Annotated in this window: 20 protein-coding genes; 11 read left to right on the top strand and 9 right to left on the bottom strand. The window is 72.2% G+C overall.

Annotated elements, in window-relative coordinates; all coding sequences use genetic code 11:
* Nucleotides 1–22: 22 nt before the first annotated feature.
* The 4 genes from ACWD12_RS21580 to ACWD12_RS21595 form a co-directional block, all read right to left on the bottom strand.
* The gene (locus tag ACWD12_RS21580) at nt 23–1,159 is read right to left on the bottom strand and encodes a carboxylate-amine ligase (protein WP_450100870.1); all 1,137 of its coding nucleotides are present in this window, start codon (nt 1,157–1,159) and stop codon (nt 23–25) included.
* A gap of 451 nt (nt 1,160–1,610) precedes the next feature.
* Nucleotides 1,611–2,072, bottom strand: a complete 462-nt coding sequence (locus ACWD12_RS21585) for a DUF5709 domain-containing protein (RefSeq protein WP_358358555.1) — start codon at nt 2,070–2,072, stop codon at nt 1,611–1,613.
* A gap of 137 nt (nt 2,073–2,209) precedes the next feature.
* A complete protein-coding gene (locus ACWD12_RS21590) occupies nt 2,210–2,446 on the bottom strand; it encodes a DUF6296 family protein (protein ID WP_450100871.1) in 237 nt (78 codons plus the stop codon).
* Nucleotides 2,447–2,903: 457 nt separating this feature from the next.
* Nucleotides 2,904–3,269 (bottom strand): DUF6479 family protein, encoded by a 366-nt coding sequence (locus ACWD12_RS21595; RefSeq protein ID WP_450100872.1) that lies wholly within the window; start codon nt 3,267–3,269, stop codon nt 2,904–2,906.
* A gap of 98 nt (nt 3,270–3,367) precedes the next feature.
* On the opposite strand from ACWD12_RS21595, the gene ACWD12_RS21600 reads away from it, so the two are divergent.
* Both ACWD12_RS21600 and ACWD12_RS21605 read left to right on the top strand, forming a co-directional pair.
* Nucleotides 3,368–3,814 carry a protein-tyrosine phosphatase family protein gene (locus ACWD12_RS21600; RefSeq protein ID WP_450100873.1) on the top strand — a complete coding sequence of 149 codons (447 nt, stop codon included), beginning with the start codon at nt 3,368–3,370 and terminating at the stop codon, nt 3,812–3,814.
* Nucleotides 3,815–3,907: 93 nt separating this feature from the next.
* Nucleotides 3,908–4,333: an SRPBCC domain-containing protein gene (locus tag ACWD12_RS21605; RefSeq protein WP_358358545.1), complete on the top strand. Its 426-nt coding sequence runs from the start codon at nt 3,908–3,910 to the stop codon at nt 4,331–4,333.
* A gap of 150 nt (nt 4,334–4,483) precedes the next feature.
* Here ACWD12_RS21605 and ACWD12_RS21610 read toward each other — a convergent pair whose 3' ends face one another.
* Nucleotides 4,484–4,858, bottom strand: coding sequence for a VOC family protein (locus tag ACWD12_RS21610; RefSeq protein ID WP_358358543.1), 375 nt, complete (start codon nt 4,856–4,858; stop codon nt 4,484–4,486).
* A 74-nt stretch (nt 4,859–4,932) separates the two neighbouring features.
* A complete protein-coding gene (locus ACWD12_RS21615) occupies nt 4,933–5,490 on the bottom strand; it encodes a type 1 glutamine amidotransferase domain-containing protein (protein ID WP_450100874.1) in 558 nt (185 codons plus the stop codon).
* Between the two features lie 282 nt (nt 5,491–5,772).
* On the opposite strand from ACWD12_RS21615, the gene ACWD12_RS21620 reads away from it, so the two are divergent.
* The 3 genes from ACWD12_RS21620 to ACWD12_RS21630 are packed head-to-tail and all read left to right on the top strand — an operon-like array spanning nt 5,773 to nt 7,399.
* Nucleotides 5,773–5,943 (top strand): hydrophobic protein, encoded by a 171-nt coding sequence (locus ACWD12_RS21620; RefSeq protein WP_358358538.1) that lies wholly within the window; start codon nt 5,773–5,775, stop codon nt 5,941–5,943.
* 13 nt (nt 5,944–5,956) lie between these two features.
* Nucleotides 5,957–6,910, top strand: a complete 954-nt coding sequence (locus tag ACWD12_RS21625; protein ID WP_358358535.1) for a YihY/virulence factor BrkB family protein — start codon at nt 5,957–5,959, stop codon at nt 6,908–6,910.
* Between the two features lie 39 nt (nt 6,911–6,949).
* On the top strand, nt 6,950–7,399 hold the full coding sequence (locus tag ACWD12_RS21630) for an SRPBCC family protein (RefSeq protein WP_358358533.1): 450 nt from the start codon (nt 6,950–6,952) through the stop codon (nt 7,397–7,399).
* Between the two features lie 261 nt (nt 7,400–7,660).
* Here the strand turns inward: ACWD12_RS21630 and ACWD12_RS21635 are convergent, their stop codons facing one another.
* The 3 genes from ACWD12_RS21635 to ACWD12_RS21645 form a co-directional block, all read right to left on the bottom strand.
* On the bottom strand, nt 7,661–9,712 hold the full coding sequence (locus ACWD12_RS21635; protein ID WP_450100875.1) for a transketolase: 2,052 nt from the start codon (nt 9,710–9,712) through the stop codon (nt 7,661–7,663).
* Nucleotides 9,713–9,922: 210 nt separating this feature from the next.
* Nucleotides 9,923–10,687: a crotonase/enoyl-CoA hydratase family protein gene (locus ACWD12_RS21640; protein ID WP_450100876.1), complete on the bottom strand. Its 765-nt coding sequence runs from the start codon at nt 10,685–10,687 to the stop codon at nt 9,923–9,925.
* 158 nt (nt 10,688–10,845) lie between these two features.
* Nucleotides 10,846–11,610 carry an SDR family NAD(P)-dependent oxidoreductase gene (locus tag ACWD12_RS21645; RefSeq protein WP_450100877.1) on the bottom strand — a complete coding sequence of 255 codons (765 nt, stop codon included), beginning with the start codon at nt 11,608–11,610 and terminating at the stop codon, nt 10,846–10,848.
* A gap of 226 nt (nt 11,611–11,836) precedes the next feature.
* Between ACWD12_RS21645 and ACWD12_RS21650 the strand changes: the two genes are divergently transcribed.
* The 6 genes from ACWD12_RS21650 (at nt 11,837) to ACWD12_RS21675 (ending at nt 18,215) form a co-directional block, all read left to right on the top strand.
* The gene (locus ACWD12_RS21650; RefSeq protein ID WP_450100878.1) at nt 11,837–12,832 is read left to right on the top strand and encodes an MBL fold metallo-hydrolase; all 996 of its coding nucleotides are present in this window, start codon (nt 11,837–11,839) and stop codon (nt 12,830–12,832) included.
* A 301-nt stretch (nt 12,833–13,133) separates the two neighbouring features.
* A complete protein-coding gene (locus tag ACWD12_RS21655) occupies nt 13,134–13,469 on the top strand; it encodes an RNHCP domain-containing protein (protein WP_435839219.1) in 336 nt (111 codons plus the stop codon).
* Between the two features lie 12 nt (nt 13,470–13,481).
* A complete protein-coding gene (locus ACWD12_RS21660) occupies nt 13,482–13,916 on the top strand; it encodes an RNHCP domain-containing protein (protein ID WP_450100879.1) in 435 nt (144 codons plus the stop codon).
* A gap of 74 nt (nt 13,917–13,990) precedes the next feature.
* Nucleotides 13,991–14,770 carry an alpha/beta fold hydrolase gene (locus tag ACWD12_RS21665; RefSeq protein WP_450100880.1) on the top strand — a complete coding sequence of 260 codons (780 nt, stop codon included), beginning with the start codon at nt 13,991–13,993 and terminating at the stop codon, nt 14,768–14,770.
* A gap of 33 nt (nt 14,771–14,803) precedes the next feature.
* Nucleotides 14,804–16,348, top strand: a complete 1,545-nt coding sequence (locus ACWD12_RS21670; RefSeq protein ID WP_450100881.1) for a phytoene desaturase family protein — start codon at nt 14,804–14,806, stop codon at nt 16,346–16,348.
* 580 nt (nt 16,349–16,928) lie between these two features.
* On the top strand, nt 16,929–18,215 hold the full coding sequence (locus tag ACWD12_RS21675) for a hypothetical protein (protein ID WP_450100882.1): 1,287 nt from the start codon (nt 16,929–16,931) through the stop codon (nt 18,213–18,215).
* Nucleotides 18,216–18,227: the final 12 nt, after the last annotated feature.

Here is an 18,227-nt window from a genome sequence, read left to right on the forward strand (position 1 = left end):
CGGCGTCCCGAGACCCTTACCTCTACCAGCCGTCGGTGTCGCCCGGTTCGGCCCTGAGCGTCACCAGGTCCGCGGCCCGCCGAACGCCGCCCGCCCGCGCCGCGTCCCGTTGCCGCCGCGCGCCGTTCCCGGCCGACCGCACCGCCGCGACGAGGTCGAACACCTCATCGCGGTCGCCGGTTTCGGTCAGCGCGTCCTCGACGTGGGCGAGCAGGTCGTCCACCAACTGGCCTGCGGGCACCCGGCATTCGGACAGCGGGTCGACGCCCGGACCGTCCAGCCCGTACCGGGCCGCCGACCACATCGCGGCCTCCGCGACGAAGGGGTCGCCCGGCGGCGCTTCCCGGCCCGCCTTCAGGTCCAATTGCGCCCGGACCACCAACGCCCGTACCAGGCCCGCCTGCAAGACGGTCTCGTCGACCGTCGCGAGGGCGTCCGCGACCCGCACTTCGACGGTCGGCACATGTTCGGACGGCCGCGCGCACCAGAACGTCATCCGCGAGTCCACCGTGATGCCGAGGTCCGAGCGCCGTGCCAACGCCTCTTCGTACGCCGCCAGATCGGCGAACCACGGCGGTACGCCGAAGCCCGGGAACCGGCACTGCGTCACCGCGCGCCATGAGGCGTACCCCGTGTCGCGCCCGCCCGCGAACGGGGAGTTCGCCGACAGCGCCAGCAGTGTCGGCAGCCACGGCCGCAAATGGTTCACGACGGCGACCGCCGTCTCGCGGTCGTCTATGCCCACGTGCACGTGGCACCCGCAGGCCGAATAGTCGGTGGCCACGGCCTGGTAGAGGTCGCCCACCTTCTGATAGCGCTCACCCGCGGACACCTCGTGCACGGCACCGTCCGGCGAGTCAGGCGCGAAGCCCGTGGACAGCACGACGGCCCCGTGGACCTCGGCGGCTTCCGCGAGCACCTGGCGGGACTGCGCGAGTTGGGCCCGCAGCGCCGCCAGCGTGCCGCACACGCCGGTCGCCGCCTCGACCTGGGAGGCCAGCAACTCCGGCTTCAGGTCCGCGGCCACGGCCCGCCCTTCAAGGGTGTGCAGGATGTCGGGTACCGCCGCCACCGGTTCGAGCCGCACCGGGTCCGCGATGAGGAACTCCTCCTCGACGCCGAGGGTCGCGTCCCACGGCGGAGCCGACTCGTCGAGCATGTACTCGGACCTACCCTTCGTCGGGGACCGTGCGCGCAAGACGACCGTCGGCGGCTCGGTGGAGAGCGCGGCTACCGACCTGCTTCGGACCTGCTTCCGACCTGTGTCAAACCTGCTCCCGACCTGCTTCCGACCTGCTGGGACGTGGTCTCGGAGCACCCAGGGCGTCTCCCGGCATCAGGAGTCTTCTCCCTCGGAGGTCCCTGAAACACCCCGGAATCGCCGCGGAATCTCCCCGCGTCCCTGTCCACGCGCGTCCTCCGGTGCGGACAATCGGTGCTGCGCCGCCCCGCCGCGCCCGCGGACCCGTTCGGCGACCGGCGCAGACGGCGTCGGGCAAACCGGGCCCGCGGCAGCCCGAGCGGCCCGGTCAGACGCCGCAAAACCCTTGCAGCCAGCGGTACTTCATCTGCGTGGCACACGCACGCAGGTCAGTTGTGCGATCACGCAGCTATGCACCCGGCTCGTCGGGGATCGTGTGAACTGCCGCTTCCTCTGCGGTCGCCGCGCCGCCGTCGATACCCACGTCGTGCCCGAGCCCCCGGTATCCGTATTGCGACGCCGCCTCGTCGTCGGCCAGTCGTCCGGTGCGCTCGTCGCCCACCTGCCCGTCGACCGGCTCGCCGTTGCCCCCCGCCAGGTCGCCGATGCCGTCGCCGGGATCCGGTGTCACCTCGGGCTGCTCTCGCGAGAGGCGCCGGTCCAACGACTCGCCCGCCTCCTGCTCGCCCTGGGTCGTGCCGTAGTCCTCGACCGCGAGAGGGCGTTCGGGCGGCGAGTAGCCCTCGTCCAGTGTGTCGTCGAGGGTCCGTTCGCCCAGGGCGTTCTGCAGGTCGAGGTCGTCGTTCGGGGGATTCCCCGCGTCCGAGTTCGCGGGCTGGTAGACGTCGTCGCCCCGTTCCTGGTCCGACATCGGTGGCTCCTTTCCGAATTTCCGGAGTCCTGCGCACAGCGTGCCTTGCCACGGGGCTACCCGTGTCGGGCGGACCGATGCGGCCGGGTGATCCTTTGCCGGGAGACCCGCACATGGCGCCGCGCCGTGTCGGCCGCTCACGGAAGCGGTACGGCGTGCAGCAGCTTGTGCCCGAAGGAGTCCGTCCCCGTCAACGGCCGCGCGATGTCCCCGGCGATCTGGACGCGGAACAGCCCGCTTGCGTCGGCGTAGACGGGAAAGCCGCCCGGACCGTGGAGTTCGGTGCGGTGCACGGTCAGCACCGTCGGTGGCGTGTGCGGTCCGCCGCTGCCGCCCGTGAGGGTGACGGCGTAGCGATCGGCTGTGGGCGGCATCGCGCGGCCTCCTGGACTCCACCGGGGCGGTGCGCGTGATCGCCCGGCCTCGACTACCCGGGTACTGCCACCCATTGTCGTCTCTTTGCCAGAGTTTGATGCTGTTTGCTCCGGCAACGACGTTTTCTTGCGGGGGCACCGCAAATTGCGCCGGTCAGGCCGCTTCACCCCCGTCCCAGTGGGTAGCGCGCAACCCTCACACACCTCCCGGTCCGAGCGTGCTCGGGCGGCCGTCGTCGCCGTACGGACGGCGCACCGAGAACTCGGGGAGAAGGGTTCACAGGCACATGCCCACGGGACAAGAGCATTTCGAGGTCCGGCCCGCTCGATTCGAGGGGCGGATCATCGGCCCGAATCCGAATCCGGATCGCGAGCAGGGCCGCGGGTCGGCGGCCCGAGGACTGGAACTGCGCCGGATCGAGGGCGAAGGCGGGCCACTCGGTGCGCTGACCGCCCGCTATTCGGGCGGCCGCGGGGCGGACTCGCGGGTGGACCCGCCGTCCGCGGGCGGCGGCTGGGCAGACTGGACCGGCGGGGCCGGCTCGTCGGGGCGCGGGCGGGAACTCAAGGTCCCGAACCCGGCGATCTCGTGCGGGAGCCGCCGACGTCCGTCTTGCGGCATCTCGTTGGGTTCACGGGCATGGCTCACGTTGTCGTCGTGCGCGGTCCAGGCGACCTCGCGGGCATTGTCCGGGGGCGGACGTCGGCGCTGCCGGACGCCGTTCACGACCGGCCAGATGAGCAAGCCCGCCACAATCACGGCGGCGATGAACGCAAGAGTCAGCGGTACCGCCAAGCTCGCGGCAAGTTCTTGAGTCCTCATACTTTTCGGCTACCCGATCACGGGCGAATGATCCGTTTTCGGCGATCTTTCCGAGCACCTCGGCCGACCCGCTTCCGGTGCGCCGCTAGGGTGGCCGCATGACTGCCTCTTGGGACCCCGAAACCCACGGTGTACTGCGGCTTCCCTCCGGTCGCCGGGTCCGCGGACGCGGCCTGCGGCGCCCGCTCCCGGACGGCCCGCGCCCCGGATTCGGGCTGTACCTGCTCGGCCATGAACCGCCGCCCGTGGACTGGGACAGCCGCTGGCTCCGCTGGCCCGACTTCCGCCTGCCGGCCGACCGGGTGGACGCCGTCGACGCGCTGCGCGAGACGTGGGAGCGGGCCGCCGACGAACGGGTCGAGGTCGCCTGCGGGGGCGGGGTCGGGCGTACCGGCACCGCGCTCGCCTGTCTGGCCGTGCTCGACGGCGTCGCCGCCGACGAAGCGGTCTCCTACGTGCGGGCCCACTACGCCAAACGTGCGGTCGAGACGCCCTGGCAGAAACGGTACGTGCGCAGATTCGGTACGCGGGCGCCCGGCCACTGAGGCGACACGCGCGGGGATCCGGTGTGGCCGGGTTTGCGGGTATTGCCGGTCGGACAATGAGAACGTCCTTACCCGTCGTCGAAGGAGCTGCCCATGGTGTCCACTGTTGTCGTCAACGGCCGCTCCGCACTGCGTCTCGAACGCCGCCTGCCGCACGATCCCGAGCAGGTGTGGGCCGTGGTCAGCACCGCCGATCGACTGGGCCGCTGGTACCCCTTCCCGGTCGCGGCGTTCGAGGCCCGGGTCGGCGGCCGCCTCGCGTTCGACTACGAAGGCGGCGTCATCGAGGCGACGCTCACCGATTTCGACCCCAAGCGGCGGGTGTTCGCCTTCGACGAGCACGACCTCGGCGGTAGCGAACGGGAGTTCGACGACCACGTGCGCGTCGAGGTCCGGGCGGGGGAGGGCGGCGGCAGCGTCGTCGTCCTCACGCACGTGCCGACCGACACGAGCAACGCCGAAGGGGTCGCGGCCGGATGGCGGCAGTGCCTCGACCGGCTTGCCGCCGAGATGGGGTAGGCGGATCGGGAGTACGCTCTCCCGCTGCACCCACCGGACTTCAGGCGACCCCGACGAGGCTGTCGGGGTCGCCTGACCGGAGGCTCAGGACTGCCGGGGCCGTTCGGTAGGGCGGCGGCGCGGAGCCGTCGACGACGACGCCACGGAGCCTCAGTCGACCTGCAGCACGGACAGGATGTTGCCCGACGGGTCGGTGAACCACGCGATCGGCGGTCCGGCCGGGTCGCGGCAGATGCCCTTGTCGTCGGCCTCGAACCCCTCGTACCGCTGCATCGTCACACCGCGGGCGGTGAGTTCGTCGACCGCCTTGTCGATGTCCGACACCGGGAAGTTCAAAATGGTGAACGTCGCCGGGGTGTGGTCGTCCTTGGGATAGGCCATGACCGTGGTGCCGCCCGGCAGGTGGAGTTCGAGCAGACCGTTCCGCTCGATCGTGGACACGCCGAGCAGGCGGTCGTAGAACTCCTTGGCGGCGGCGACGTCGCGCACGGCGAAGCCGCTGAACGCCTTGCTGTCCTCAAACATCAGGGGGCCTTTCGCTGTTCTCGCGGTTGGAGGGCGGCACGTCTTCGGCAGCGCACACGTCGCGGACGCCGGGCTCAGCCGGCGGCGACGGCCTGGACGAGGGCGTTGTCGAACGCCGGGAGGTCGGCCGGCTTGCGGCTGCTGACAAGGGTGTTCGGCCCGTCCTTGCAGACCACCACCTCTTCGTCGACCCAGTCCCCGCCCGCGTTGCGGATGTCGGTGGCGAGGCTCGGCCACGAGGTCACCCGTCGGCCACGCAGCACACCGGCCTCGACCAGCGTCCACGGACCGTGGCAGATCACCGCGACCGGTTTGCCCTGGTCGAAGAACGCCTTGGCGAAGGCCACCGCGCCCTCACGGGTACGCAGGAAGTCCGGGTTCGCCACGCCACCGGGCAGGACGAGGGCGTCGAAATCGTCCGCGGACGTGTCGGCCACCGTTGCGTCCACGGTGAACAGGTCCGACCGGTCCAGATGGTCGAAGCCCTGCGCCTTGCCGCCCTTGGTCGACACGAGCTTCGGTGTGCCGCCGGCCCCCTCGACCGCCTGCCACGGCGAGGTCAGCTCGACCTGCTCGAAGCCTTCGGGCGCGACGAGGAACGCGATCTTGCGTCCGTCGAGTGCCGCTGCCATGGGATGCCACCTGCTTTCGTCTTTCTTGGGTCCGGTGTCTCTCGGTCGGGTGTCTCCCGGTCGCGTCGCGGCGACGGGACCGTACCGGTCTCGCATGCGCGAGGCTGCCCTCGGTCGGAATCGGCAAACACCGGCCCGCACAAAGCACCGAGAAGGCCGGAGGAAAGCGAGTACGACGTATGACGGCGGTGGCAACCGGGTCCGGGGCGACCGGAAACAATCGAGTACTCGGCCCCCCAAAGGCATCGGAGTTGAACCGGGAATTCGGGGCAGCGGTTGAGCATGATACCTCTCATACTCGTACTCCTCCTGGCCCTCATCCTTTTCGGCGCCGGTTTCGCGCTCAAGGTGCTGTGGTGGCTCGCCCTCATCGTGATCGTGGTGTGGCTGCTCGGCTTCCTTTTCCGGGGCGCGGGCACCGGCGGCGGTCGCCGCCGGTGGTACCGCTGGTAGTCCCGCATCGCCGATGAGCGGGCCCGCGGATTCGCCGAAGCGGTCGTGGTGGGCGGTACTGCGGCGCACCGTCACGGAGTTCAAGGACGACGAACTCGGTGACCGCGCCGCCGCGTTGACCTACTACGGCATACTCTCGCTCTTCCCCGCACTGCTCGTGCTGGTCTCGGTGATCGGCATCGTCGGCGAGGCGGCGGCACGCGAGATCCTCACCAACCTCCAACAACTGGCCCCCGGTTCGGCCCGTGACGTGCTCAGCGACGCGGTCACGCAACTGCGTTCCGGGAGCGGCACCGGGTCCACGGTCGCGATGATCGGCCTGGCGCTGGCGATGTGGTCGGCATCCGGGTACGTCGGGGCGTTCATCCGGGCGTCCAACGTGGTCTTCGACGTACCCGAGGGCCGACCGCTGTGGAAGACCACCCCGCTGCGGCTCGTGGTGACCATGGTCCTGATGGTCCTCGCCGCGACCAGCGCCTTCATCGTCGTCCTGACCGGCGGCATCGCCGAAAAGGTCGGCACCGCGCTGGGGATAGGCGACCACGTCATGACCGTGTGGTCGGTGGTGAAATGGCCCATTCTGGTGGTCATCGTCATGGCGATGATCGCGATTCTCTACTGGGCCACGCCGAATGCGAAAGGGCGTGGTTTCCGATGGGTCACTCCGGGCAGCGTTCTGGCGCTGGCCATATGGATGCTGGCATCGGGCGGATTCGCGGTCTACGTGGCCAACTTCGCCTCGTACAACAAAACGTATGGCACCCTCGCGGGCGTCATCATCTTCCTCACCTGGCTCTGGATCACGAATCTGGCGATCCTGCTCGGTCTGGAACTCGACGCCGAACTGGTCCGCGAACGCGCGATCGTCGAGGACGGGCTCCCCAAGGACGCCGAGCCGTACGCACGCCCGCGAGACACCCGCAAATGGACCGACGAGGAGCGCGAGCGCCTGAGCGGTCGTGACTGAACTCCCGTCGGCAGAAGTCCCAGAGGAGAGAAGCAGCCTATGACGACGATCGAGCAGTCGGTGGATGTCGCGGTGCCGGTGCGGTCCGCGTACGACCAGTGGACGCAGTTCCGCGACTTCCCGAGGTTCATGGAAGGGGTCGAGCGGGTCGACCAGGTCGACGCGACGAGCACCCACTGGGTCACCCGGATCGCCGGTATCGAGCGGGAGTTCGACGCCGAGATCACGGAGCAGATCCCCGACGAGCGCATCGCCTGGCGCAGCCGCTCCGGCCCCGACCAGGGCGGTGTGGTGACGTTCCACCGCCTGGACGAGAGCCACACGCGGATCATGCTGCAACTCGAGCACGATCCCGAGGGCATCGCGGAGACCGTGGGGGACAAGCTCGGCTTCATCACTCGCAAGGTCCGCGGGGACCTGGACCGGTTCCGCACCTTCATCGAGGCCAGGGACGGCCGGTCCACGGGCGCCTGGCGCGGCGAGGTCTGAGGCCGGAACAGCAGACACGGCAGGCACGGAAGGAACTGCAGGAACAGCAGGAACTACACAGAGGTACCAAGGCAGTCGGGCGGCGGCCCCCGGAGGAGAACTCCGGGGGCCGCCGCTTTGTGTCTGTGTCTTGAGCCGGTGTGAGCGGTTGTGTCAGTGCGAGTCGGTCTCGTGCGAGTGGGCCTCGTGCGAGTCGGTCTCGTGCAAGTGGGGCTCGTGCGAATGGGTCGCGCGACTTGTCGCCTGTGCCGTCGTACGGCGTCATCCGCCGCGCTTCGCCCGTTCCCCGCCGCCGACCACGTCCCGCACCGCGGCCTCGATCGCCGCCGCGTCGATCCCCGCGTCCGCGAGCTGCTCGTCCGGTGCCGCCGACCCCGGCATGTGCCGGACCGCCAGCCGTACGAGCCGCGGCGGGGTCCCCTCGCCGACGCCGCCGGCCCCGTCCTCCGCGGCCTCCGTCCGCGCGAACACCTCGGCCACCGCGTCCCCGAGCCCGCCCTCGGGCCGGTGGTCCTCGACGGTGACCAGGCAGCCGGTCGCGGCCGCGGCCTCGCGCAGCGCGGCCGCGTCGATCGGCTTCACCGAGTACGCGTCGATCACCCGAACCGGTACACCCTGCTCGGCGAGCCGGTCGGCGGCCTTCAGCGCCTCGTGCACGGTGATCCCGGCCGCGACGAGCGTGGCCCGGTCGGCGTCGCCCGAGCGGAGCAGCTTGCTGCCCCCGATCACGAAGTCCTCGTCCGGCCCGTACACCACCGGCGTCTCGCCGCGCGTGGTCCGCAGGTAGCGGATGCCGGTCCCGTCGGCCATCTCCGCGACGAGCCGGGCGGTCTGGTTGGCGTCGCACGGGTACAGCACGGTGCTGCCGTGCAGCGTGCGGAACATCGCCAGGTCCTCCAGGCCCATCTGGGACGGCCCGTCCTGCCCGATCGACGTTCCGGCGTGCGAGCCGACCATGCACAGGTCGGCGCGGCCGATGGCGGCCATGCGCAGGAAGTCGTGCGCCCGGGTCAGGAACGCCGCGAAGGTCGCCGCGTACGGCACCCAGCCCCGCGACTGCGCGGCGACCGCGGAGGACACGAGCTGCTGTTCGGCGATGTAGCACTCGAGGAAACGCTCGGGGTGCCGCTCGGCGAACGGCTGGAGCCCGGTGGAGTCGCCGACCTCGCCGTCGATGGCGATCACGTCGCCGCGAGCGCTGCCGAGCGCGGCCAGGGCGGCGCCGAAGGCCTTGCGCGTCGGGACGCTCTCGCCGATCTCGAACGTCGGCAGCCCGGCGTCCTTGTCCCGGTCCGCGTCCCGGTCGCCGGGGCGCGGCACCGCGTGCATGCGCACCGGCGGCCGCGTGCGTACGGTCACCCGTTCGCGCGGCTCGCCGCCGAGGGCCGCGATCGCCAGGTCGGGCTGTGGTACGGGCTTGCCGTGCGCGCCCTCACGGTTCTCGACCTCGGGGACGCCGCGGCCCTTGAGCGTCCGCGCGATGATCGCCGTAGGGCGGCCGAGGGTGTCCTCGGCATTGACGAACGCGTCGTCGATCGCGGTCGTGTCGTGGCCGTCGATGGCCCGGGTGTGCCAGCCGAAGGCGTTGAACCGGTTGGTGTACGCGTCGAGGTCCCAGCCGTGCCGGGTCGGGCCGCGCTGGCCCAGCCGGTTCGCGTCCACCACCAGGACCAGGTTGTCGAGCCGGTGGAATCCGGCGAACTCGGCCGCCTCCCAGACAGAACCCTCGGCCAGTTCGCCGTCCCCGCTCAGCACCCAGACGCGGGGGACGCCCTCGGACGAGGACGACGAGGACGACGAGGACGACGAGGAGGCGCCGGAGCGGTGGGAACCGTCCGAGCCGTCGGATCCCGCCGAGCCCCCGGGACCGCCGGACCCGGACGGGCGTTCGAGGCGGGCCATCGCCCAGGCGAGGCCGGCCCCGAGCGGCAGCCCCTGGCCGAGCGAGCCGGTCGCGAAGTCGACCCACGGGAGGCGGCGCGGCGTCGGATGGCCCTCGAGGCGGCTGCCGCGGCGTCGGAAGCTCTGCAGTTCGTCGTCGTCGATCGCGCCGACGGCCCGGTACATGGCGTACAGGAGCGGAGTGGCGTGGCCCTTGGAGAAGATCAGCCGGTCGTTGCCCGGATGGGCCGGGTCGTCGAAGTCGAAGCGCAGGTGGCGCCCGAGCAGCACGGCCATCAGGTCGGCGGCGGACAGCGACGAGGTGGGGTGGCCGGAGCCGGCCGCGGTGGAGGACCGGACCGCGTCGATGCGCAGCTCGCGAGCGAGTTCGTCCATCTGGGTGTCACGTGCGTCGAACGTGCGGTCGGGCATGGGGAGAGTCCTTCCGTACGGCAAGCGTGTGGCCTGCCGCGCCGCTGCCCCTGTCGTCCCTCCCGAAACCGGCCCGGGACCCGCAAATCACACCCGAGGAGGCGTTCGCCGGTCCCGGGCGCCACCCGTGCGCCACCGCGTCCGCCGGTGTGGGACCCGTGTTGTTGTGCCGCGCTTACCGCCCGGCGGATCGCCGCCTCGGAAGCGGGCCTATTCGCCCTTCCACACGGGCGGCCGTTTCTCGGCGAACGCGATCGCGCCTTCGCGGGCGTCCGCGGACGTGAAGATCGGGCCGACGATCGCCTGCTGGCGGGCGAACGCCTCGTCCGCGGGCCAGTCGGCGGAGGAGACGACGACCTCCTTCGTGGCCGCGACCGCCAGCGGCCCGTTGGCGGCGATCCGGGCCGCCAGTTCACGTGCGGCCGCGAGCGCGCCGCCGATCGCCGTGAGGCGGTTGACCAGGCCGTACCGGTGGGCCTCCGCCGCGGTCAGCGGGTCGCCGGTGAGCGCCAGTTCCATGGCGATCTGGTACGGGATCCGCCGCGGCAGCCGCATCAGTCCGCCGGCCCCCGCGACAAGACCTCGCTTGACCTCGGGGATGCCGAACTTGGCGTCCTCGGCCGCCACGACCATGTCGCACGCGAGGGCGATCTCGCAGCCGCCCGCCAGCGCGTACCCCTCGACCGCGGCGATCACCGGCTTGCGCGGCGGCCGGCTCGTGATGCCGGCGAAGCCGCGTTTCGGGTGCAGGGCGTTGTCGCCCGCGACGAAGGCCTTGAGGTCCATGCCCGCGCAGAAAGTCCCGCCCGCGCCGGTGACGATGGCGACCGAGAGGTCCTTGCGGGACTCGAACTCGTCCACGGCGGCGGCGATTCCGTCGCTCACCGCGCGGTTGACGGCGTTGCGGGCCTGGGGGCGGTTGATCGTGACGAGCATGACGCCGTCGGTGTGCTCGACCAGTACCTCGTCGGACATGCGAAGCCTCTCGTGAGTCGGGGGTGCCGGGGCGAGGGGAGCCGGGGGAGGGGAGCGGGGCGAGGGGAGCGGGGCGCGGGGTGTCGCGGCGCCCGGCGCCCGGCGGGGGCGGTGCGGGGGGTGACAAGCCCGCGGACCAGCCGCGGATCGGTCGCGGATCAGCGCGGCGCCATGCGTATCGCCCCGTCGAGGCGCAGGGTCTCACCGTTGACGTAGCCGTTCTCGATGATGAACTGGGCCGTCTGGCCGTACTCGTCGGGTGTGCCGAAGCGGCGCGGGTTGGGCACGCTCGCGGCCAGCGAGTCGCGGATGTCGTCGCGCAGCAGGTCGAACAGCGGGGTGTCCATCAGCCCCGGCGCGATGGTGTTGACGCGGATGTTCCGGCCGGCCAGGTCGCGGGCCGCGCAGACGGTCATGGCGACCACGCCGCCCTTGGACGCGCTGTACGCGATCTGGCCGATCTGCCCCTCGAACGCCGCGACCGACGCGGTGAGCACCACCACGCCGCGCTCGCCGTCCACCGGTTCGCCGGCCGCCATGGCCGCCGCCCCCAGCCGCAGCATGTTGTACGAGCCGATCAGGTTCACCCGGATGACCTGCTCGAACGCCGCCAGTTCCCCCGGGTTCCCGGCGCGGTCCACGACCCGGATCGCGCTGCCGATGCCCGCGCAGTGCACCACCGCGCGCAGCGGGCCCGCCTCGCCCGCCGCGTCGATCGCGGCCTGGACCTGATCGGGATCGGTGACGTCGGCCGGCACGAACCGTGCGCCGTCCCCGAGTTCGGCGGCCACCTTGTCGCCCGCGGACTGCGGGAGGTCGACGATGACGACGTGTGCCCCGGCCCGCACGAGCCGCTTGACGGTACCCAGTCCCAGGCCGGACGCGCCGCCGGTCACGAGTGCCGAGATGCCTTCGATGCGCATGGAGAACTCCCGCTTCGGGCAGCCGCGCCCGCCAACTGCCGTACGGGCGCGGCACGCTGCGACGTAATGAACGCTCGTTAAGCTAAGGCGCTGGGAAGGGGAAGGCAAGAGCGCGAGCCACGGCGGACGGCCCTGCACGGCGTGCGTCGGCAGGGGCCGTGTCGAGGCGTACGCGCCGGTGATCTATACAGAAGAGAAGGAAAGTCCAGGCGAGAGGGAGGTGTCCGTGGCACCGCAACGACCGCTGCCGCCGGTCGAGGAGGTGCGGCCGGGGCTGTGGAGCGTGCCCGTGCCGCTGCCCGGACTCCCGCGCTACGTGGTCGTCTACGTCTTGGAGACCCCGCGCGGGCCGTACGTCATCGACAGTGGCTGGGACAACGACGACAGCTACGCGGGCCTCGCGCGCGGCCTCGCGCAACTGGGCACCTCCATCGCGGAGATCCGCGGCGTCGTCGTCACGCACGCGCACTTCGACCACTACGGCCTGGCCGGGCGCATCCGCGCGGAATCGGGTGCCTGGGTGTCCCTCCACCCGTTGGACGCCGAGGTCCTCACCCTGTGGGAGACCGACGCGGCGCAGCGGCACGTGGACATCCTCGCCGCCGCCGGCGCCCCCGACGCCGTCGTCGAGGCCGCCGCGCAACTGGCCCGCCCCGGCCGACGCGTCGAACTGCCGCGCCCCGACCTGCTCCTGGAGGACGGCGAACGCCCGCCCGTACCCGGCTGGAACCTCCGCGCGGTGTGGACGCCCGGGCACTCGCCCGGCCACCTGTGCTTCTGGGACGAGGACCGCGAACTGCTGTTCTCCGGGGACCACGTCCTGCCGCGCTTCCCCGTCGGCATGCACGACGCGGGCTACCACGGCGATCCGCTGACCGACTTCCTGGGCGCGCTCGACCGCCTCGAAGAACTGGACCCCGACGAGGTGCTGCCCGCACACGAGCACCGGTTCACCGACCTGGCCCCGCGCCTCGCCGCCCTGCGCGAGCACCACGAGGGCAAGTTGGCGCAGGCGATGGGCGCGGTGCGCGACGGCGCGTCGACGGCTTGGGAGGTGGCGTCGCGGACGACCCGCCGCCCGCTGGAATCCGTGTCCGGGTTCCCGCTGCAGTCCCTGCTGGTGGATACGACGGCGTGCCTCAACGCGCTGCGCACACGCGGGGAACTGCGCGGCGAACCGCCCCGGCTGGGACGTCCGGCCCGCTGGTTCCCGACGGCCTGACGGCGGAAAACCGGTGGCACGCGAAGTCTTCGCCGCCTACAGTCCCTCTGTCGGACGCGCCCGTGTCCCGACGGACCCGGCTCGCCCGAGCCCCGAGCACCGGAGGTGTTGATGACCCGGCCCGCGCCGAGCGCGCCTCACCGCGGTACGGACGCACGCGTCCGCTGACCACCGCTCCGCCCCGACCATATCCGGCCCGTGAGGCCCCGCTCGGCCTGCTCCTGCTGCCCCGCACCATCTCAGCCAGGAGTACCGGGTGTCCGACAACACCACGCGCGAGGACCGCCTCGTGCGCACCGACGTGCCGAGCGACAACGCCGTGCACGACGACTTCGCCTGCCCGCACTGCGGGCTGACCCTCCGCGGCGCCGCCCCCGACGGCGGACCGCGCACCCACTGCCCCAGTTGCCTGCACGCACGGCACGGTGCCGCCCGCGACTGCGGCCGCCGGATGGCGCCCATCTCGATCGCGGTCTCCCGCGATGGCGCCTGGACGCTGATCCACCGCTGCACAGGATGCCGCGAACTGACGGCCAGCCGGGTCCGGGACGACGACAACCAGCTGCTCCTGATGCGTACCGCGGTACGCCCGCTGGCCCAGCCGCCGTTCCCCCTCGACGCCTTCGGCGACCTGTGAGGGGATGACAACGTGCCACGCAGGAACTCCAGTCCGGGAACGCGGACCGCCAAGCGCCGCAGAGCCGTTCGGCCGCCCGGCGGCGAACGCGGCGACAGCTTCCGCTGTGTCGGCTGCCGCCTCGACGTACCGCTGCACGCACCGGGGACGGCGCATCGCAACCACTGCCCGCACTGCCTGGCGAGCCGTCACGTCGACGGACGCACGCCGGGCGACCGGTCCGCGGTGTGCCGCGCCCCGATGGCGGCGCTGACCGTCGGCGTCCGCGACGACGGCGAGTGGATGCTCGTCCATCAATGCCGCGGCTGCGGCACCCTCCGCGCCAACCGCATCGCGGGGGACGACAACCCCGTGGCCCTGATGCGGCTGGCCGTGCGGCCGCTGGCCGGGCCGCACTTCTCCGTCCGGGCGCGGTCGGTGTGCCGATCGCCGCGCGGGGACCGATGAGTTTCCGGACGCACAGCGGTCTGCACTCGTGCAGCACTTCCGACCGCACATCTCGTACGAGGGGACCCCCGACGATGGGCAAGACGATCTCGAAGGACGGCACGGTCATCGGGTACGACAGGACCGGCCGCGGCGACCCGGTGATCCTCATCGGCGGGGCGCTGTGCGACCGCCAGGTGCACAGCGGCCTCGCCGCGTTCCTCGCGCCGCACTTCACCGTGTTCAACTACGACCGGCGCGGGCGCGGCGAGAGCGGCGACGCGCCGCCCTACGCGGTGCGGCGGGAGATCGAGGACATCGCGGCGCTGATCGCCGAAGCGGGCGGCAGCGCCGCCTTGTACGGGATCTCCTCCGGCGGCGCGCTCGCCCTGGAGGCGACCGCGGCCGGCCTGCCGGTCACGCGTGTCGCGGCGTACGAACCGCCGTACCTCACCGCCGCGGCGGATCTCGAGGCGAACACGCGGCACACCGATCCGGTGCCGGGCCTGATCCGCGAGGGCCGGGCGGAGGAGGCGCTCGAGCACTTCCTCCGCGCGACCGGCATGCCGCGCGAGGCGGTCGCGGAGATGCGGACGACCCCGGCGTGGCCCGCGCTGGTCGCCGTCGCGCCCACACTGGTCCAGGACTTCGCCGTCATGGGCGACGGCTCGGTGCCGGTCGAACGCTTCGCCGGGATCCGGGTGCCCGCGATGCTGCTGGACGGCTCCGCGGGCATGGCGTTCATGCACGACGCCGCGCTCGCCGTCGCGGCGGCGATCGAGGGCGCCCGCAACGTGACCCTCGCGGACCAGACGCACGAGGTATCGCTCGACGCGCTGGGTCCGGTGCTCATCGAGTTCTTCGCGGAGCCGTAGCATCGGGCGCAGGCCACGATCCGGGAGGCGCGCATGGTCCGCTCAGGCGGCGACTTCGACGTCGTGGTGGTCGGCGGCGGACACAACGGCCTCGTCGCCGCCGCGTACCTCGCCCGGGCGGGGCGCTCGGTGGCCGTGCTGGAGCGCCGAGCCGAGACCGGCGGTGCGGCGGTGTCCGACAGGCCGTTCGACGGGATCGACGTGCGGCTGTCGCGGTACGCGTACCTGGTCAGCCTGTTCCCCCGGAAGATCGCCGACGACCTCGGGCTGCCGCTGGTGCTGCGGCGGCGCCGGATCGGGTCGTACACGCCGCGCGGCGGCGACGGCCTGCTCGTCGACGCGGAGGACCCGGAGCGTACGCGCGCCGCCCTTACGCGCGTCGCCGGTCGCCGGGACGCCGACGCGTGGGAGGCGTGGGGGCGGACCACGGCCCGCCTCGCCGCCCGGGTCTTCCCGACGCTGACGGAACCCCTGCGCCCGCCCGACGAGTTCCGCCGCATCGTGGACGACCCGCGGGTGTGGGAGGCGGTGTTCGCGACGCCACTGTCCGATGCCGTGGAGGCCGCCTTCGAGGACGACACCGTCCGAGGGGTCGTGGCGACCGACGCCCTGATCGGCACGTTCGCCCCGATGGACGACCGGCTCATGCGCCAGAACCGCTGCTTCCTCTACCACGTCATCGGCGGCGGCACGGGCGACTGGGACGTCCCCGTCGGCGGCATGGGAGCCGTGACACGCACCCTCGCCGAGGCCGCCCGCGGTGCTGGCGCCGACCTGCGCACCGGCACGGACGTCACCTCGGTCAGCCCGGACGGCGAGGTCACCTACGTCGCCGACGGCACCGAACTGCGCGTCACCGGACGCCACATCGTCGCCGCGGTGGCACCGGACACGCTCGAACGCCTGCTGGGCGGCACTCCCGAAGGGCCATCCCCGGAGGGCTCGCAGCTCAAGGTCAACATGGTGCTCGCCCGGCTGCCGAGGCTGCGCGATCCACACGTCGACCCGGCCGACGCCTTCGCGGGGACCTTCCACATCAACGAGGGCTACCGGCAGTTGGCCGCCGCCTATGCGGAGGCCGAGGCCGGCCGCATTCCGTCGCTGCCGCCCGCCGAGGTCTACTGCCACACCTTGACCGACCCGACGATCCTCGGCCCGGCGGAACGCGCGGCGGGCGTGCACACATTGACACTGTTCGGCCTGCACATGCCCGCGCGTTTGTTCGCCGCCGACAACGACGGTGCCCGCGCGGCCGCGCTCAAGGCGACGCTCGCGTCCCTGGACAGCGTGCTCGCCGAGCCGATCGAGGACTGCCTGCTGCGCACCCCGGACGGGCGGCCGTGCGTCGAGGCGCGGACGCCCGTCGACCTGCAGGCCGAACTCGGTCTGCCCGCCGGACACATCTTCCACCGCGATCTCGCGTGGCCGTTCGCCGAGGACACGGACCAGGCCGGGACCTGGGGGGTGGAGACCCGGTACGAGCGCATCGTCCTCGGGGGCGCCGGGGCTCGGCGCGGCGGCGGGGTCAGCGGCATCCCCGGCCACAACGCCGCGATGGCCGTGCTGTCGCGCACCTGACGCCCCTGGCGCTGACCTGAAGCCCCCTGGCCCTGAACGTCTGGCCCTGAACGTCCCCGCATTTGGCGCGGCCGCGTGTTTCCGGTCGAGAGCGCGGGGCAGCGGATCGGTGCACCGCGGACGACGGCTCGGAAGTGCATTTGCCCCGCGCCGGATTCGCGGTGGTCGCGGCGGCCACCGCGGTGGTCGAGGTGTCCGCCGCCGTGCGCGCCGGCCGGGCGACGTGTGGGCCCCCGGCCGGGCGCGGACCGGTCACGGGCCGGTCAGGGGAAGGGAGTCGGGTCTGGTCGCCGTGGGGGGCGGCCGGGCCCGGTTCCCCTTCGACCCGATCCTCCTTGCCGCCAGGTTCCCTTCGGCCGACCGAGTTCCCCTTCCCCCGGGTTCGGCTTCCCCCGGTTCCTCCACTTCGAATTCCCCGCCCCCGGTGACCGTGCCCGATTCGCTGTCTTGTCGATTCATGTATTTTCCCGGGCGTTTCGCGCCGCCTGGAGTGTGAGGGGTCTCCAGCTGTCGTCGTCTCATCGCGTTCCGCCATACTGCTGCGCGGAATTGACCCCCCGGCGAGATGAAGGACAGATCCTTGACGCACGTTCCACCGCCGTGGCCGCCTGCTCAGCCTCCCGGGGCGACGGGCCAATTCCCCTTCCAGCCGGGCGCGTACGCGCCGCACCCCGCGCCGCACCCGTCCGCGCCCTCGTCGGCACCGCCGCCCGGTCCCGGTCCCGGCGGACCGCAGGGTAGGCCGCCCCGGACCTTCGGCACCGTCGCCGGCAAGGTGCTCGCGTACCTGATCAACCCCAAGGGCGCGGCCCAGCGTGCGCTGAAGCCGCAGAACCGGCTGGCCCCGCCCGACCCGCGCATCGACCAGCTGGGCCTGATCCGCACGCTGATCGGGATGGCGGTGGTCGTGTGGGTCGCGGTGAAGTACGACAGCGTCGAGGGCGACAAGGTCTTCAGTGAGGCGATCCTGCACGTCACGATCTCCGTCGTGGTGGCGATGGTCGCCGTTCCGCTCTGTGCGCTGGCCTTCGTACTGCTCTCGCACGACAACGTCCGCCGGGAGACGCGTCGGGCGATGCGCTATCCGATGACCTCGATGGCCTGGTTCCTCGGGGCGGGCGGCATCCTCGCGGCGGTGGCCGCGAGCGGACTCGTCGAGGCCAAGCCGGACCACCCCGCCATGTGGGTTCTTCTGCTGCTGGGACTGGCCGGCTTCATCTGGACCGGCTTCTTCGCGATCTTCGCCTTCTTCCTGGTCCCGCGGCACCTCTTCGCGGCGGCCGACGGGCACCTGCTGATGCCCAGCCTGCTCGCGCCGACGCTGTCCTGGGCGGTCGCCGCCGTCGACTTCGCGTCTCCCGGCAACAACCGGGTGCCCGCGGTGGTCGCCATCGTCGTGACGCTCGGCGGGCCGGTCACCATCACCGCCCTGTCGGTGTGGGAGGCCAAGCGGGTCCGCGAGCTGTACGGGGTGACCTTCCGCGGCGGGCCGTGGCCCGCCCGCGTACCGGCGCACGCGGTGCAGGCGGCCCAGCAGAGGGCCCAGCGCCAGGCGTCCCGGGCCGCGGTGGTGACCGGCTTCGCGAGCGGCGGTCTCCTCGGCTGGCTCCCGCGGCAGGTGGCCCGTGCGGCGTCCGGGTCATGGGCGGCGCCGACCGGCGGCAGCGGCGGCGGCATGGCCGGGTACCAGCCCGGCTACGTCGGGGTACGCCCGTTCCCGCATGTGGCCCACGTGGTCGGGGTGCTCTTCACCTGCGGGTTCTGGAGCCTGGGATACCTGACCTCGTACCTGCGCTGGAAGCGGCGCAACGCCGCGGCCCTTCGCAACCACGGCGGTGCCCCCGGCGGCGGGCCCGGCTGGTACTGACGGGCCGCTCCG

This window comes from Streptodolium elevatio (assembly GCF_053592165.1).